At 43.8% G+C, this 15,946-nt stretch carries 20 protein-coding genes and 2 pseudogenes; 10 read left to right on the top strand and 12 right to left on the bottom strand.

The genetic code is table 11. The features are described 5' to 3' along the window. Window positions 1-3: 3 nt before the first annotated feature. Both H6G40_RS18035 and pyk read right to left on the bottom strand, forming a co-directional pair. Window positions 4-156, bottom strand: coding sequence for a histidine phosphatase family protein (locus H6G40_RS18035; protein ID WP_256094029.1), 153 nt, complete (start codon window positions 154-156; stop codon window positions 4-6). A 127-nt stretch (window positions 157-283) separates the two neighbouring features. Further along, entirely contained in the window at window positions 284-1,705 is a 1,422-nt protein-coding gene (gene pyk / locus H6G40_RS18030; protein ID WP_002775421.1) for a pyruvate kinase, read from the bottom strand. A 211-nt stretch (window positions 1,706-1,916) separates the two neighbouring features. On the opposite strand from pyk, the gene bchM reads away from it, so the two are divergent. The 5 genes from bchM to H6G40_RS18005 all read left to right on the top strand — a co-directional run bounded on the left by bchM (window position 1,917) and on the right by H6G40_RS18005 (window position 4,679). Continuing rightward, window positions 1,917-2,609, top strand: coding sequence for a magnesium protoporphyrin IX methyltransferase (gene bchM, locus H6G40_RS18025; RefSeq protein WP_024971184.1), 693 nt, complete (start codon window positions 1,917-1,919; stop codon window positions 2,607-2,609). Window positions 2,610-2,612: 3 nt separating this feature from the next. Beyond that, window positions 2,613-3,380 carry a 3-methyl-2-oxobutanoate hydroxymethyltransferase gene (gene panB, locus H6G40_RS18020; protein ID WP_002792150.1) on the top strand — a complete coding sequence of 256 codons (768 nt, stop codon included), beginning with the start codon at window positions 2,613-2,615 and terminating at the stop codon, window positions 3,378-3,380. After that, window positions 3,373-3,867 (top strand): peptide-methionine (S)-S-oxide reductase MsrA, encoded by a 495-nt coding sequence (msrA, locus tag H6G40_RS18015; protein ID WP_002732856.1) that lies wholly within the window; start codon window positions 3,373-3,375, stop codon window positions 3,865-3,867. Before panB ends, msrA begins: the two co-directional genes overlap by 8 nt. 51 nt (window positions 3,868-3,918) lie before the next feature. Then, entirely contained in the window at window positions 3,919-4,227 is a 309-nt protein-coding gene (locus tag H6G40_RS18010; RefSeq protein ID WP_002732196.1) for a carbon dioxide-concentrating mechanism protein CcmK, read from the top strand. A gap of 104 nt (window positions 4,228-4,331) precedes the next feature. Beyond that, window positions 4,332-4,679: a carbon dioxide-concentrating mechanism protein CcmK gene (locus H6G40_RS18005; RefSeq protein WP_002733188.1), complete on the top strand. Its 348-nt coding sequence runs from the start codon at window positions 4,332-4,334 to the stop codon at window positions 4,677-4,679. A gap of 67 nt (window positions 4,680-4,746) precedes the next feature. On the opposite strand, the gene H6G40_RS18000 is transcribed toward H6G40_RS18005, so the two are convergent. The 5 genes and pseudogenes from H6G40_RS18000 to H6G40_RS17980 form a co-directional block, all read right to left on the bottom strand. Further along, the gene (locus H6G40_RS18000) at window positions 4,747-4,992 is read right to left on the bottom strand and encodes a hypothetical protein (protein WP_002775412.1); all 246 of its coding nucleotides are present in this window, start codon (window positions 4,990-4,992) and stop codon (window positions 4,747-4,749) included. A gap of 43 nt (window positions 4,993-5,035) precedes the next feature. Further along, a pseudogene (locus H6G40_RS17995) lies at window positions 5,036-5,170 on the bottom strand (element excision factor XisH family protein); the annotation flags it as partial. A 4-nt stretch (window positions 5,171-5,174) separates the two neighbouring features. Continuing rightward, window positions 5,175-5,360, bottom strand: coding sequence for a hypothetical protein (locus H6G40_RS17990; protein ID WP_002775410.1), 186 nt, complete (start codon window positions 5,358-5,360; stop codon window positions 5,175-5,177). Next, window positions 5,336-5,473, bottom strand: a pseudogene (locus H6G40_RS17985) (ISL3 family transposase); the annotation flags it as partial. The gene H6G40_RS17990 and the pseudogene H6G40_RS17985, both read right to left, overlap by 25 nt. A gap of 341 nt (window positions 5,474-5,814) precedes the next feature. Further along, entirely contained in the window at window positions 5,815-7,014 is a 1,200-nt protein-coding gene (locus tag H6G40_RS17980) for a hypothetical protein (RefSeq protein ID WP_190538094.1), read from the bottom strand. 55 nt (window positions 7,015-7,069) lie between these two features. Here H6G40_RS17980 and H6G40_RS17975 point away from each other — a divergent pair, with 55 nt between their 5' ends. From H6G40_RS17975 to H6G40_RS17955, 5 genes are all read left to right on the top strand, one after another. After that, window positions 7,070-7,777 carry a Crp/Fnr family transcriptional regulator gene (locus H6G40_RS17975; protein WP_002732437.1) on the top strand — a complete coding sequence of 236 codons (708 nt, stop codon included), beginning with the start codon at window positions 7,070-7,072 and terminating at the stop codon, window positions 7,775-7,777. 188 nt (window positions 7,778-7,965) lie between these two features. After that, entirely contained in the window at window positions 7,966-8,304 is a 339-nt protein-coding gene (gene cutA, locus H6G40_RS17970; RefSeq protein WP_002733846.1) for a divalent-cation tolerance protein CutA, read from the top strand. A gap of 174 nt (window positions 8,305-8,478) precedes the next feature. After that, complete coding sequence (locus tag H6G40_RS17965) at window positions 8,479-11,184, top strand: phycobilisome rod-core linker polypeptide (protein WP_002734960.1); 2,706 nt, start codon at window positions 8,479-8,481, stop codon at window positions 11,182-11,184. A 100-nt stretch (window positions 11,185-11,284) separates the two neighbouring features. Further along, window positions 11,285-12,523: an AAA family ATPase gene (locus tag H6G40_RS17960; RefSeq protein ID WP_190538093.1), complete on the top strand. Its 1,239-nt coding sequence runs from the start codon at window positions 11,285-11,287 to the stop codon at window positions 12,521-12,523. Then, window positions 12,520-13,029, top strand: a complete 510-nt coding sequence (locus H6G40_RS17955) for a hypothetical protein (RefSeq protein WP_190538091.1) — start codon at window positions 12,520-12,522, stop codon at window positions 13,027-13,029. Before H6G40_RS17960 ends, H6G40_RS17955 begins: the two co-directional genes overlap by 4 nt. Before the next feature lie 118 nt (window positions 13,030-13,147). On the opposite strand, the gene H6G40_RS17950 is transcribed toward H6G40_RS17955, so the two are convergent. The 5 genes from H6G40_RS17950 to H6G40_RS17930 are packed head-to-tail and all read right to left on the bottom strand — an operon-like array spanning window position 13,148 to window position 15,803. Next, window positions 13,148-13,360, bottom strand: coding sequence for a gamma-glutamyltransferase (locus H6G40_RS17950; RefSeq protein ID WP_190538089.1), 213 nt, complete (start codon window positions 13,358-13,360; stop codon window positions 13,148-13,150). A gap of 12 nt (window positions 13,361-13,372) precedes the next feature. Beyond that, entirely contained in the window at window positions 13,373-13,675 is a 303-nt protein-coding gene (locus H6G40_RS17945) for a gamma-glutamyltransferase (RefSeq protein WP_199309461.1), read from the bottom strand. 48 nt (window positions 13,676-13,723) lie between these two features. Beyond that, the gene (locus H6G40_RS17940) at window positions 13,724-15,211 is read right to left on the bottom strand and encodes a class I SAM-dependent DNA methyltransferase (RefSeq protein ID WP_069474587.1); all 1,488 of its coding nucleotides are present in this window, start codon (window positions 15,209-15,211) and stop codon (window positions 13,724-13,726) included. 24 nt (window positions 15,212-15,235) lie between these two features. Then, window positions 15,236-15,556, bottom strand: a complete 321-nt coding sequence (locus H6G40_RS17935; RefSeq protein ID WP_002733533.1) for a type II toxin-antitoxin system RelE family toxin — start codon at window positions 15,554-15,556, stop codon at window positions 15,236-15,238. Further along, window positions 15,543-15,803 carry a hypothetical protein gene (locus H6G40_RS17930; RefSeq protein WP_002775395.1) on the bottom strand — a complete coding sequence of 87 codons (261 nt, stop codon included), beginning with the start codon at window positions 15,801-15,803 and terminating at the stop codon, window positions 15,543-15,545. The genes H6G40_RS17935 and H6G40_RS17930 overlap by 14 nt, the downstream gene beginning before the upstream one ends. Between the last annotated feature and the right edge of the window lie 143 nt (window positions 15,804-15,946).

Genomic DNA, 15,946 nt, shown 5'->3' with positions numbered 1-15,946 from the left:
ACCCTAGATCGTGATATTGGCCTCTTTCAGTTTACAGGCAGCGATCATGGCTTCAGCCCTACCGCGTTTCCTCAAGGGAACATCGACCCATGCAGTGAATTTATTGGCCGCATTCCAAAGACTTTGGCCGTGACGAATTAATACAAGTTTTGACATGGGTTTTCTTGGGAAGTGGGGTTTGGGGTGTGGGGTGTGGGGAAGTGGGGAGAATAAATAGAAATAATCTCCTGTCTCCTGTCTCCTGTCTCCTGTCTCCTGTGTCCTGACTCCTGACTCCTAGAACTTAGGGAATCCTGTGAATTTTGAGGAAATTAGTGCCTTTAGTTTTCTGCATGGGAATTCCCGCCATAATCAGGATTTTATCGCCGGATTGGGCTAGATTTTTCTGAAGCAGAATTGATTCCGTTTGCTTTAACACATCCTCAAAGACGGACACCTGATGATCAAGAAGAATCGGGATCACACCCCAGACTAGATTGAGACGGTGATAGACTCGTTTGTTGGGAGTCATGGCAATGACAGGAACCGAGGGACGTTCCTTAGAAGCCAGTAGCGAAGTGTAGCCAGAGGTGGTAAAAGTGACAATATAACGGAGATCAAGGGTTTGATCGATCGCCACTAAAGCCTCACTGAGAGCGTGAGTTTCATCGGACTGATTGGGGGGAGCATTATCAAACTTCACATCCGCTTCCACATCATGGGCGATTTTGGCCAACATAGCCACAGCTTTGACGGGAAAATCTCCCACTGCTGATTCCCCCGATAACATCACCGCATCGGTTCCATCGATAATCGCATTAGCCACATCACTAGCCTCGGCCCGAGTCGGTCGGGGATTGTGAATCATGCTTTCTAACATCTGGGTGGCAGTGATGACGGGAATAGTTTTCATGTTGCAGAGTTTGATAATGCGTTTTTGCAACATGGGGACTTTTTCGGGACTTAATTCTACCCCCAAATCGCCCCGGGCCACCATAATTCCGTCACATTCCTCGATAATTGACTCCAAATTTTCGATCGCTTGCGGTTTTTCAATTTTAGCCATCACTGGCACATCCCCATGATTTCTCTCGGCTAAAAATGCCTTAATCGCCTTGATATCTTCTCCTTTACGAACAAAACTAAGGGAAACCCAATCAACCCCCTGAGCAAGACCAAATTCTAGGTCTTGTTTGTCTTTTTCGGTCATGGAAGGTAAGCGCAAATTGAGACGGGGTAGATTAACTCCCTTGCGACTCTTGAGAATTCCTCCCTCCAATACTTGACATTTTAGATCTTTTCCGTTAATTTCAACGATTTTTAGCTCTAATAAGCCATCATCAAGGAGAATTTGCTCACCTAGCTGTGCTTCCTCGGCCAGATAGGGATAATCGATCGAAACGGTGTTCGGTTCTCCCCGATACTCATCCATGGGTACAAGGGTGAGATAGTCGCCGTCGTTGATGGTAATCGAACCATTGGGGAGATTACCGACGCGAATTTTCGGCCCTTGTAAATCTTGCAGGAGAGTGATCGGATTGTCTAATTCTTGAGAAATTTGCCGTAAAAGGCTAACAACTCTCGCATGATCCTCGTAGCTACCGTGGGAAAAGTTTAGCCGCGCTACATTCATCCCCGCACCGATCATTTCCTTGAGGACTTCTGGCGAATTACTGGCAGGGCCGATCGTGGCTACGATCTTAGTTCTATGGGTAATAATTGACATGGAACCCTTACTAATCGATCTTGGGACGATTACATGATATTCACTTTAGGTTAACTAACGGTGAAGCGAAAAACAAATTAAGCTTTTCCACAGACTTGCCATCGCTCCCGGTCCTCTCCTGAGCAGTCAGGAGTCAGCTATCAGCAGCAACCGTTGAGAGCTTTCACGGTAGGATAAACTAATAACCATCTCCGCTCGTTTAGATTTCCTTATGACCAACACATTAGACGATAAAGCCATAGTCAAGGACTATTTTAACGCCACGGGATTCGATCGCTGGCGCCGGATTTATGGGGATGGCGAAGTTAACAAAGTACAAAAAGATATTCGCATCGGTCATCAACAGACGATCGATACCGTTATCGGTTGGTTAGAAAGTGATGACAATTTGCCTAATCTCTCGATCTGTGATGCTGGTTGTGGAGTCGGTAGTCTTAGTATTCCCCTTGCTAAAGCGGGCGCAACTATTTTCGCCAGTGATATTTCTGAGAAAATGGTGACAGAAGCCAAGGAAAGAGCAGCCAAAGAGTTAGCAGATACCGGTAAACTCACCTTTGCCGTTCAAGATTTAGAAGCATTAACTGGTCAATATCACACAGTCATCTGTCTGGATGTTCTCATTCACTATCCCACAGAAGAAGCCTTAGGCATGATTAAACACCTGGGGTCCCTAGCTCAATCCCGTTTAATCCTCAGTTTTGCCCCTAAAACCTGTTTATTAACCATTCTCAAGAAAATTGGTCAATTTTTCCCCGGTCCGAGTAAAACCACTCGCGCTTATCAACACAAGGAAAAAACTATTATCGCCGCTCTCAACGAAAATGGCTTTAAAATTGAACGGACGAGTATGACTAGCACTCGTTTCTATTTTTCCCGTATCCTTGAAGCTGTCCGCAGTGAATAAATAATGGCAGTCACCACCAGCAAATTAATCGAGTGGAAACAGCAAAAACGCGCGATTGTCACCCTCACAGCTTGGGATTATCCGATCGCGCGACTGCTCGATCGGGCAGGAATTGATATTATCTTGGTAGGTGATTCCTTAGCTATGACCGCTTTGGGCTATCCTACCACTTTACCGATCACCCTAGAGGCGATGATTCACCACGCGGCGGCCGTGTCTCGCGGGGTAAAACAAGCTTTAGTTGTCTGTGATTTGCCTTTTCTCAGCTATCAGGAAAGTGTCAGTCAGGCAATTCACTCCGCCGGAAGGATGTTAAAGGAAGCGGGAGTGCAAGGGGTAAAATTAGAGGGAGGTTATCCCGCTATGATCGAGACTATTAGCCGTTTAACCGAGATAGGCATCCCTGTTATGGGTCATATCGGATTAACTCCCCAGTCAGTCCATCGGTTAGGATACCGTCAGCAGGGAAAAACTCCATCGGAGGCACAAAGATTAATCGAGGAAGCTTTAGCCTTGGAGAAAGCGGGAGTATTTGCCCTGGTTTTGGAACATATTCCCGCCAATTTAGCCGCTACTATTACCGATAAATTGACTATCCCGACGATTGGTATCGGTGCGGGGGAAGATTGTGATGGTCAGGTGTTAGTAACGGCGGATATCCTAGGATTAACCGAAAAAGCTCCCCCTTTTGCCAAAGTTTATGCTAATTTAAGCGAGACAATTACAAAAGCAGTGGTAGAATTTGCCAAGGATGTGAGGAGAAATGAATAACGGCGAAAAAGCTACCTTTGGGGCCGGCTGTTTTTGGAAAACCGAGGACGCATTTCGGCGTTTACCAGGGGTTTTAGCGACTTCTGTGGGTTATATGGGGGGAAATTTTCCCAATCCTAGTTATCTCGATGTCTTATCGCGAATTACCGGTCATGCGGAAGTGGCACAAATTGAATATAATCCCCAAGAAATAAGCTACGAGGCGTTATTAGCTGTTTTTTGGTCAATCCATGATCCGACTCAGTTAAATCGCCAAGGACCGGACCGGGGAGAACAATATCGATCAATTATTTTTTATCACACCCCGGAACAAAAGTTAATCGCCACTGCTTCCAAGCGTCAACTACAACTATCGGGAAAGTTTCAGCAGGATATCGTTACTTTGATCGAACCCGCAGGAGATTATTATCTGGCCGATCAGTCCCATCAACAGTATTTAGAGAAAAAACAGGCTCGATCGGTCGGGGATTTGCAGAAGAAAATATAAATACAGGTTCGGGGTATAATGTAAAATTGCTTTCGCAGGAGATCAGGAAAAATGCCCGAGGCGGTCGGAGTCATTCAAACGTTGGGTTTTCCCCCCGTTTTAGCGGCGGCGGATGCCATGGTTAAAGGGGGACGAGTCACCCTAGTTTATTTTGATCTAGCGGAAAGGGGCGAATTTTTGGTGGCGATTCGCGGTCCGATTTCCGAGGTTAAACCAGCAGTAGAGGCAGGATTAGCGGCAGCGATGACCGCTTTTGGTGGCAATGTGGTCAGTCATTACATCGTACCGAATCCTCCAGAAAATGTCCTGGCGGTTTTACCAGTGCAGCATACGCCTAAGTCAGACCGTTTTCGCAGTTAATTTCCCTAGCGATTGGCCCCAAACTAGACTATAGTTAAAGACTGGAAAATAGATTGGATTCTATCAATTGAACTTATCTGATTTTTGTTATTAGGAGTTAATTTATGACAGCCCAACCCGCGGTGGGATCGATCGAGACAAAAGGTTTCCCCGGTATTCTAGCGGCCGCCGATGCGATGGTAAAAGCAGGACGGATCACGATTGTTGGTTATTTAAGGGCAGGAAGCGCCCGTTTTACCCTCAATATTCGTGGGGATGTACAGGAGGTAAAAACCGCTATGGCTGCCGGCATTGAAGCCGTCAATAAAACCGAGGGGGCAGCTTTAGAAACCTGGGTAATTATTCCCCGTCCTCACGATAACGTGGTGGCTATTTTACCGATCGATTATAGCGAGGCAGTGGAACCTTTTCGCGCTGCTGCCGACGGTGCGATGGCACCAATCCGTCGTTAATCTTCAAGGTCAATTTTTTGTTACTGGTTGGAACTTGTCTAGTTCCAACTTAGTTTTTAGGGATGATTTAAGTTTTAGTCAGAAAACCGAATTTGATAATTGCTGCAACAGTTGCACCGATAACAGTGACTATCAAAGCCCATATTTGAGCCGTTGCCCTTTCTTTCAAGTCTTTGACATCTTCTTTGAGTTGGGAAACTTCGGCCTCTATTTTCGGTAATACTTCTAGTTTTGTTTCGATTCGCTCTAACCGATTGTCAAGTTTAGCGAGAATATCTTTTAAGTCAGTTTCAATGATAATAGGGTTACTCATGGGGAGATTCTTCTTTTGGGGACTAGGGGGGATCAATTTGTGTTAACAGTTCCTCTGCTAGATCAATAAACAAGTCTTTTTTGCCAATTTTAAGACTTAAGGGATCATCGGTAACTATCCAGCCATCTTTGATTAGGGCGTGTTTTACACAATCATGGAAAATATCTTTGGCAGGCATTTTTTTATGGTTCGGCGATCGCGTTATTTAGCCAGTGACCAATAGTCTCGATTAGGTTGGGACGGATAGAGGGGAATTTTTCTGACTTGAAGCAACCTGCTAGTTGATTGATTCTTAAAAAATCAGTATCTTGAGTAAAAATCACGCGACCATTGGATAAAGCAAATTGCAATTGTATTTCATCGGACATTCAATTGTTTCATTTAAAAGAGCAAGCTTTAGGAAAATTGTCTGAGCAATTTTTTGATAATTGACCACTGTTACATTTGGTAAATCGAGGAGTTGATCAAAATTTATCCACATAACCCACCTCCTGTTCTGTTTTACTATTATATACCATGCTCACACAGAACCTAGAAGAGCCATGATTGGTTATCTGCTATGAATAATAAGCTGTCCGTGTATTTAAACTGCTTGTTGAGATGAGACAAGGGGCAATAGTAAAGGGATTGGGGGAGATTGTTGCTAATCTAAGGATAGGCGGTTAAAATGCGTCTTAGCTTATAATGTCCAACTGGCAAAGCATTAAACCACCATCACTGCTACCGAATCACCAGCGCCTTTGTTGAGTATTCGACCCAATTACCCTAAAAATTCTATTCACCCCTAAATTCTGACTTTTAAATAAGGCTGAGGTCGATTTTTTAAGCATTATTGACCTTCTCACCTCTAAGAGCCGAAAATAAACAGAGACGACCTAAACCCAAGATTGCTGGTGAGAAGTTTTCCTGACTGGGTGCCTCTAGATGGCAGCCAGCAAATTCTTGCTGAATTTCTGTTAGAAAATAGGGCCAAATGGTTAAGAAAAAATTACCGCTAAAAATTATTTGATCGATATCTTTAAGACTTTTTTGCTGTTTTTCTAACAAATCATTAACTTTTTGTCTTAAATTATCTAGATATGGCATAATGACCTTCTTATTTAAATCCAGGCGACTGACCGTCCAAGTATGACCAGCTAGAGAGGAGGTAAATTCGCTTTCTTCTTGCAGGATTAATTTAGTTAATCTAGCGGCTGCTAGTAAAGATTTTTTAAAGGGATTAGTATCGGTGAGATCGGAGAGCGAAAGGGGTAAAAAAGAACGCCAGAGAGGATAAATTAACTGAGAGAGTATGGCCTGTTCATAGGTGTTTTCCCCGTAGTTAAAATGGCTTAGAGCGATCGCTTGACGGGATAAAGAGCAAGTTTGCGGTGGTACTTCCAGCAGCGCTAAAGTGGTAGTCTCTCGTTTACCTTCGATCACCAGTAGGGTTTGGGGTTGGGGTTGGTCGCTAGTGGGAATATAGGCCAGAGCAGTAGCGATCGCTGTTTCCAGACTAGAGAGGCGATCGGGGGGTATTAGTTGCGCTGTGAGAAGGGCTTTTTTTAGGTCATCCGTGGGGGTTTCCCCGTCATCGGTAATAATAATAGCTTCTAATCGCTCTAGGGCTTCCCACAGCCAAGAATCGGTGCTAAAATCCCGATTAGATAGCCAGCTAATTAGATATTCTTCCACCTGAGAGCAGGGTAAGAGATCGCTCGTTCCCGTTGCTAGACTCCAAGAAAGAGGATAAAAATCGATCAATCCTTGGCTTTCCCGAAAAAAGACGATTTTCACCCCTGGTGGTTGTACCTCCATTCCCAGGGACCAACGGACAACTTCAGGGGTTCGATCGGGGGATAATAAAGGAAAAAGAAGCGCTTTGGCCGATTCTAAATGTTGACGAGTGGCGATAATTGTCTCGGAAGTAACTTCTTGCGGGTTAACTAGAGATGAAATCACCTTGGCAAGAATCCGATCGATCTCGGTCAGTAGAGAGGAAAAATCCTGTTTATCGGTCACTAGATAAATAAAAATACCCACAACTGTCTATTGTAGAATCACTCACTTGAAACGAACAAAATTTAAATATTAAACTATGGAAGAAAAACGCTATCCTGCCGAAAAATCGGCAGAGATTCAAAAATTATTGGATACAGCCACCTTATTGGTCGGTTTACCCCCTGAAACCATCGATAAAGTTACTTCTCATGTTGTCACCCGCACTCATCCCCCTAATCGGGCGATTTTATTAGAAAATGATTGGGGGGGGTCAGTTTACTTTATTCTGGATGGTTGGGTGAAAATTCGTACTTACAATATGGATGGCAAAGAAGTCACCTTAAATATCCTCGGTAAAGGGGAAATAGTCGGAGAAATGGCCGCTTTAGAAGAATCTACCCGCTCCACCGATGCTATCACCTTAACCACGGCCACAATTAGCAGTATTCCCGCCCAAGATTTTGTTAATCTGCTCAAATCGGAGCCTTTAGCGGGAATTCGTCTTTCTCAGTTAATGGCCAAGCGTTTGCGTCAAGTTAACCAGCGTTTACGTTTGCGCGAGGCCGATAGTCTCTCCAGAGTCGCCGATACTTTACTCTTTTTAGCCGAAGGTCAAGGAGAAAAAAGCGGTCAGGGTGCGATAATTCCTAATTTACCTCACCGGGAATTGAGTGGTATTAGTGGACTGGCCCGGGAAACCGTGACCCGATCCTTGACTAAATTGGAGAAAAAAGGCCTGATTCAACGAGAGCAGGAATCTCTCTGTATTCCCGATCTGGCCGCTTTAGAAAAAGCGATCGCCTAAATTCAGTTATCAGTTATCAGTGATCAGTTATCAGTTATCGGTTATCAGTGATCAGTTATCAGTTATCGGTTATCCTACTAAAATCTGGTTATTAAAGACTGATTATCTATTCCTCCTATTGCCTGTTGCCTGTTGCCTTTTGCATGAGTGCCTATCTTCACTAGGAAATTTATTTTGCACGACTACTTATGACTGAAAAATTAACCAGTTTTGGAGTGGTGCTGGTGACAACGGCCAGCGAAACGGAAGCGGAACACCTAGCGATCGCCTTACTTAACGAGCGCCTGGCCGCTTGTGTCAGTATTTACCCGATGCGTTCCATTTATCGTTGGCAGGGACAGATTGAAAACGAGCGCGAATGGCAATTAGTGATTAAAACCGATTTAAAGCAGTTTGAGCAGTTATCGGCGAAGATACAGGAACTTCATAGCTATGCCGTCCCAGAAATCATCGCTTTACCGATTGTGGCGGGTTCTCAGACCTATTTAGACTGGTTAGCCTCCCATACCAGTGGGGTGTCAGAATAGACCAATCGGCAACTTGAGCGAAAAAAATCTATATAATTCTTAATAAACTATCTCAGGAAGCGCAAAAAGTTTTAATCTAGATGCTGATTAAATGTTTAAACATCTGGTTTTAAGACCGATCGCCTCCACGATTGGAGAACTCAGCACATCGTCAAGGGAGATAGTTAAAATCCAATGAGTCTTAAGGCAAGCGGTGGCAGCTCCTTAGCGCGTCCCCAACTCTATCAAACCGTCCCGGTATCTGCCATTACCCAAGCAGAACAACAAGACCGCTTTCTCGATAAACCCGAACTCAACGAACTGATCGCCTACTTCCAATCGGGGAGCAAGCGTTTAGATATTGCCCAAACGCTCACCCGGAACTCCGATTTGATCGTCTCGCGGGCAGCTAACCGGATTTTTACCGGTGGTTCCCCCATGGCCTACCTAGAAAAACCCCCCGTGGAAGAATTGGCCCTGGTGGGTGCGGGTAAAATGATCAACGTCCAGGAAGGGATGAAATTAGGAACCGTTACCTACGCTGAAAGCGGGTCTGGTGGCGGTGGTGGTTTCCTTGGTGGTTTAAAAGGGATTTTCGCCTCTAGCGGCCCGATTCCCCCCGGATTCCGACCGATTAACGTCTCTCGTTACGGTCCGAGCAATATGCAGAAGTCCCTCCGGGATTTATCCTGGTTCCTGCGTTATATTACATACGCGATCGTGGCCGGTGATACCAGTATCCTGATCGTTAATACCCGCGGTTTAAGGGAAGTTCTCGAAAATGCCTGTTCTATTGATGCCACCATCGTGGCCCTACAGGAAATGCGGGCCGCTTCGATCGAGTATTTCCAAAGAGACAAGGATGCGGCCACTTTAATCAGTGACTATTTCAATATCCTACTAGGGGAATTAAAGGCCCCCACCCCCTCTAATAAACTGCGTCAGCGTCCCAGTAGTGACCAACAGGGTTTAAGTCTTCCCCAAAGCTACTACAATGGCGCCGAAAAACGGCAAAAGTTTGTCATGAAAACCGGTTTATCGGAGTCGGAAAAATCTTCGATTATCAAGGCCGCCTACAGACAAATTTTTGAACGGGACATCACCCGCGCCTATAGTCAGTCCATTTCTGACCTAGAATCGAAGGTGAAAAACGGCGACATCTCGATGAAAGAATTCGTCCGTCGTCTCGGTAAATCGCCTCTCTATCGCAAACAGTTCTTTGAACCTTTTATCAATAGTCGCGCTCTAGAATTGGCTTTCCGTCATTTCCTCGGTCGCGGTCCTTCCTCCCGGGAAGAAGTGCAGAAATACTTCTCGATCGTCTCTAGCGGCGGTTTAGGGGCGTTAATCGATGCTTTAGTGGATTCTCAGGAGTATTCCGACTATTTCGGCGAAGAAACCGTTCCCTATCTCCGGGGTTTGGGTGCAGAAGCACAGGAATGTCGTAACTGGGGGATGCAGATCGACCTGTTTAACTACAGCGCACCTTTCCGCAAAGTTCCCCAATTTATCACCACCTTTGCTAAATACGATCGCCCCTTACCGGATCAGCACGTTTACGGTTCCGGAAATGATCCCCTAGAAATCCAATTTGGGGCAATTTTCCCGAAAGAAACCCGCGAACCTAGTTCTAGTCCCGCTCCCTTCGGTAAAGATAGCAAACGTATCCTCATCCACCGCGGACCGGCGACTAATAACCAAAATAGCAACCCCGGCGCCCGAGGTGAATTCCCCGGTACTTTGGGACCGAAAGTTTTCCGTCTCAATAACGAGTTACCCGGTTCTAGCAATGGGGTAAGCGTTAAATTTGGCGAAAGTTCCACCCAAAGAGTGATTTTAGCGGCTTATCGTCAGGTTTTCGGTCGAATGCCCTACGAAGGTCAGCGTTTATCCGTGGCCGAGATTAAGTTAGAAAATGGCGATATTACTCTGCGCGAGTTTATCAAAACCCTAGCTAAATCCGAGGCTTTCCGGAAAATCTACTGGACTCCTCTCTATGTGGTGAAAGCGATCGAATATATTCACCGTCGTCTGCTCGGTCGTCCCACCTACGGTCGTCAGGAAATGAATCAATACTTCGATCTTTGCTCGAAAAAAGGCTTCTATGCTTTAATCGATGCCATTATCGACAGTCCTGAATATACGGAAGCTTTTGGCGAAGATACGGTTCCCTACGAGCGCTATCTAACTCCCCAAGGGATGCAGTTACGGATGGTGCGTTTGGGTAATCTCCGCGAAGATATCGGCCAAAGAGTTGATAAAGAGGAAACCCCGCGCTTTATTGAATTGGGTACACCTTCGGTCTCGATTCGCACTGAACCGGATATTCAATCCCGTGTCGGTCAAGGTGTCACGGTTCAACGGGAACAAACTAAGATCTTTAAACTGTTAACTAATCTGGATAAAGTTGCCGTACAAAATACTGTTCGCGCTGCCTATCGTCAGATTTTTGAACGGGATCTCGAACCCTATATCATCAATGCCGAATTTACCGCTTTAGAGAGTAAATTAAGCAATGCTGAGATCACGGTGAAAGAGTTTATCGAGGGTTTAGGTTGTTCGGATCTTTACCTGAAAGAATTCTATGCTCCCTATCCGAATACGAAAGTAATTGAATTGGGAACCAAGCACTTCTTAGGTCGCGCTCCCTTGAATCAAAAAGAAATCCAGAAATATAACCAAATTCTGGCAACTAAGGGATTAAAAGCCTTTATCGGTGCCATGGTTAATAGCATGGAATACCTACAATTATTTGGTGAAGATACGGTTCCCTATCGTCGTTTCCCGACTCTACCGGCCGCGAATTTCCCCAATACGGAACGCTTATACAATAAGCTGACCAAACAGGATAGTGAACTGGTTGTTCCCAGTTTTAAACCAGTAGTTAAGGTCGGTGGCTAATTAGTCCTTGAAGTTAGTTAATTTAGCTCGTGTTCAACACGAGCTTTTTTCGGGACAAATTACCGGCCAAAATTTATCATCGTCAATCAAGGGGGTAACAATGAGCCAAATTAAAGTTAAAAACTTCGGTCCAATTAAGGCGGGTTTAGTAGAAAATGATGGTTTTATCGACGTTCGGAAAGTAACGATTTTTATCGGTAATCAAGGAACTGGAAAAAGTAGCATTGCTAAATTAATATCAACATTAAGCTGGTTGGAAAAAGCTCTATATCGTGGAAATTTAGAGGAAAAATATGTGACTAAATATAATCGTTTTGTTAAATCTTTTTGTCAATACCAAAATTTAACCAATTACTTTTTACCCGAAACCCAAATTGAATACAATGGAGATGTTTATCGAATTAGTTTTGAAAATGCTAAATTATCGATCGAGCGTACTGATAATTCAAAGTATCGAGTACCAAAAATTATGTATGTACCAGCAGAGCGAAACTTTTTGAGTGCAGTAAGATGGCCAGAAAAACTCAAAGGACTGCCAGAATCATTATATACTTTCTGGGAAGAATTGGATCGCTCACAACAGGAATTATCTGGCAGTTTGACTTTGCCAGTAGGTGAGGTCAAATTGGAATTTGATAAACTCAATAGACTGGCCAAGATTGTGGGTAGTGATTATCAACTAAATCTATCAGAAGCTTCCAGTGGTTTTCAGTCTTTTGTTCCTTTATTTCTCGTTTCTCGAAATATTGCTTTATCGATTAATCGAACTCAAGAAACTTCCCGCAATGAACTCAGTGGAGAGGAGCAAAAAAGATTAAAAATGGAAATCGAGAAAATTATCTCTAATGATAATCTTTCCGATGACCTAAAAAGGGCAGCACTGGAAGTGTTATCTTCTAAATACCGCAATGAGTGTTTTGTAAATATTGTGGAAGAAATCGAGCAGAATCTATTTCCCCAATCTCAGAAAAAGATTTTATATAAATTATTTGAATTTGCCAATTTAACCCAGGGAAATAAACTAATTTTAACTACTCATAGTCCTTATATTATCAACGATCTAACCCTAGCTATCAAAGCGGATAAAGTTATCAAAAAAATCCTATCATCAGCGATTTCTAACGCCGATTATCTCCAAGAAAAGCTCAACCAAATTGTCCCGAAAGCCTCTTGTATAGCGGCACAAGATGCTATTGTATATGAATTAACAGAGCAAGGAGAAATCCGAGAACTTGCTACATATAATGGTTTACCTTCTGATGAAAATTATCTCAATCTTTCCCTGGGAGAGACAAATCAGCTTTTTGATGATTTACTAGAAATCGAAGAACAGTTATGAAGATAAATTTCTTTGATAAAAAATGTCAGAGTCAAACCCCTCGGCATAAATTTGGAATTTGTGATCAGCCACCTCCCCCAGAAACTCCCGCTTATTTAGATACAGAAAATCCCAGGGATTGGATTGCTATTGTGGAAAACTCTCAAGAAATTGAAGTGACATTTACCGCTATTGATAAATGTATTGAAATTAGAAAAGTCGATGGTAGTGGTATGGATAAACGCTGTGATGGAATGCTGACCTATGCTAATTGTTTGATTTTTGTAGAATTAAAAGAACGAAAGGGGAAAAATTCAGGGTGGGTAGGAGACGGAGAAGAGCAACTAAGAAACACAATTCGGGTATTTATTGAAAATCATGGTATAGAGGATTATTCATCTAGAAAAGCCTACATTGCCAATAACAAAAAGCCTACCTTTCAGACTTCACAAACGGAGAGGATGGAAAAATTTCGCCAAGAAACTGGGTTTAGATTAATCATTCAAAATATCATCAAAATTGACTGATTTAATTCTCTTTGATTCGGTGGCTCTGAAGATATTGATTTTCTAGAGTGTAGAGATATCCTAGTTTGATGTTGAATCTCACCCTGCCGACCGCCTTCGTTATCTCAATATCCCAAAGCTAACCCATCGGACCGAGGTTCGCAATTTGCCGGATAATTTGACCCTTGCCAAAATGGGAGGAATCTGCGAGCGCCACCTGATGGACTCTGGGGGTTAATCCGGGCAGTAATTCGGGGGCTGCACCCCTTTCTAAAAGTACGCTGTTTCCCCGTAAAAATCGCCATCTAGGGGCATCAAGGGCGGTTTGAGGATTGAAATGATGGTCAACCATGTTTACCGCCATTTATCGGGGGACTTGGGGGGCATAGGTGCGCCCATCAAAAGTGCCATTATCCCAACGGAGAAAACTGGGGATAATCAGATGAAAAGGGCGTTTAGCGGGGGTAATGGGGTTAGGATGACCCAATTCGAGGGTAAAACCACTAGCAAGGTTAGGCAGGGCGATTCCCGTCTGGGGGACTAAAATACCAATGGCAAAACCATCAAAATTGGATTGAAACTTTACAATACCGGAAAATCTCGATCGCTTGTGGCCAGATAGACGGTTCCCTTCTGGGGTTTTTGGTAGAATTAATGGTGCGAACAAGTGTATTAATCGAGAATTTCTCACCTTCCCCGATGGAAGTTGGAAGCATTAAGTCTCGGTGACTTCTAAACTGTCCACAATTGTCCGAAAGCTTTCTAATCCAGCTTCGAGGTTTTCCATAATCTCCAAAGCCAGCACATCGGGGTCAGGCAGGTTGTCAAGGTCGGTTAAACTTTTATCTTTGAGCCAAAATATATCGAGGCTGGTTTTATCCCTGGCGATAATCTCATTATATGTGAATTTTCGCCAACGTCCTTCGGGATTCTGTTCTGAATAGGTTTCGCTGCGTTGATGACGATTTTGGGGATGATAGCAGGTGATGAAGTCCTGTAAATCGGCGGGTTTTAAGGGGTTTTTCTTGAGGGTAAAGTGAATATTGGTGCGAAAGTCATAAAACCAGATAGCTTTTGTCCAAGGGTCTTTAGCGGCGGGTTTATTATCAAAAAAGATGACGTTGGCTTTCACTCCCTGTTTATAAAATACGCCGGTGGGTAATCTGAGGATAGTATGCAGGTCGGTGGTTGATAATAGTTGTTTGCGGACGGTTTCCCCGGCGCCACCCTCGAAAAGGACGTTATCGGGGACAACCACGGCAGCTTGTCCTGTGCTTTTGAGCATGGAACGAATATGCTGGACGAAGTTGAGTTGTTTATTAGAAGTGGTTGCCCAAAAATCCTGACGATTATAGGTTAAGTCTTCTCGGTCCTGTTCCCCGTCTTCATTGGTAAAAGTTAGGCTGCTTTTTTTGCCGAAAGGGGGATTAGCAAGGACATAATCGACGCTAAGGGGAGAAGGAGCAATCAGAGCATCGGTGGAGGCGATAAAGCATTGCTCATCGTTAATATCGCCGATATTATGCAGAAACATATTCATCAATGCCAGGCGTCTTGTATTGGCGACGATTTCATTACCGTGAAAGGTGCTTTTTTTGAGAAATTCTTTCTGTTCTCGGTCTAAGGGATGATTTTTGACCAAAAAGTTATAGGCTGCCAGAAAAAAGCCGCCGGTTCCACAGGCAGGGTCAGCAATAGTTGCCATGGGTTGGGGACGCAAGCATTCTACCATGGCCCAAATCAAGGGCCGGGGGGTGAAGTATTGGCCGGCGCCGCTTTTGGTGTCTTCGGCGTTTTTTTCTAGAAGTCCTTCGTATATGTCGCCTTTGACATCCGTTTCCATCATCACCCAGTTTTCTTCATCTATCATGGTGATGATTTTGAGCAGTTTGGCAGGGTCTTGGATTTTGTTTTGAGCTTTGGTGAAGATTTGCCCTAATAAGCCTTTTTTTTGCCCTAATTCGCGTAATATGCCGAGGTAATGAGCTTCGAGGTCGGCCCCTCGTTTGCTCCGCAGACTTTGCCAGTCGTATGCAAAGGGGATGCCGATTTTGCGATTATAGGGCGGTTTGGCGTATTCATCAGCCATTTTCAGGAATAGGAGGTAGGTGAGTTGTTCAAGGTAGTCCCCATAACTGACCCCATCATCCCGCAGGGTGTTACAAAAACTCCAAACTTTTGAGACAATTGAGGCGGTATTCATGACATTGGTTTGTTTATTAGGGTTTTATTGGCGTTTTTTGGCTTTTTCATAAGCAGGGTCATGTTCAGCAAAGCTTAGAATAACCACTCGTTTAGGAGAAGGTTTGTCATGGATGCGATAAACAAGACGGTAGGGGGTTCCATTCCAATCGATTTCTAAGGCACGACATCCTTTGAGTTTTCCTGTTAAGTTATGACTAGGAAATCCTAACGTTTGATAGGGGTCTAAGGCGAGTATTTTTTGATAGTTTTGCCATTTTTGTTGCAGTTTTGGCGGTAATTGCGAGATGTCATTTTGTAATTCTTTGACGCTTTGAACAATATAAGGATTTTTAGCTTTGCTCATTGGCAACCCACTGTTTTAGCTCATCTTCGTCAATTTCTTGGTCTGCTTGGATAAGAGTAATTAATTGACTGGGATTATCTAATTGGGGCAGTCTTTCTATAGCTAAAGCTTCGGCTGACAGGGTTTGAGGATTGTCTTCGAGGATGACAATAACTTCGACTTTTGCCCCTTGGGGAAGTTGGGGGGTGTCGATTTTTATTGTTCCATCGGATTGAACGAAGGTGGTTTGACGAATTGCTTGTGCCATTTCTGTACTATGATTTATGTGATTTTTTGATTGGCTATGATTAGATTTTACTACGAATATCAAAAGTTTTTGAATTGAGCATCCCATCAATCCGTACTGTGATTTATGTGATTTTTTGATTGGCTATGATTAGATTTTGCTAC

The sequence above is a fragment of the Microcystis viridis FACHB-1342 genome, from assembly GCF_014698335.1.
In the GTDB taxonomy this organism is placed as follows: Bacteria; Cyanobacteriota; Cyanobacteriia; order Cyanobacteriales; family Microcystaceae; genus Microcystis; species Microcystis ichthyoblabe_A.
This window is presented reverse-complemented; position numbering and strand designations above follow the sequence as displayed.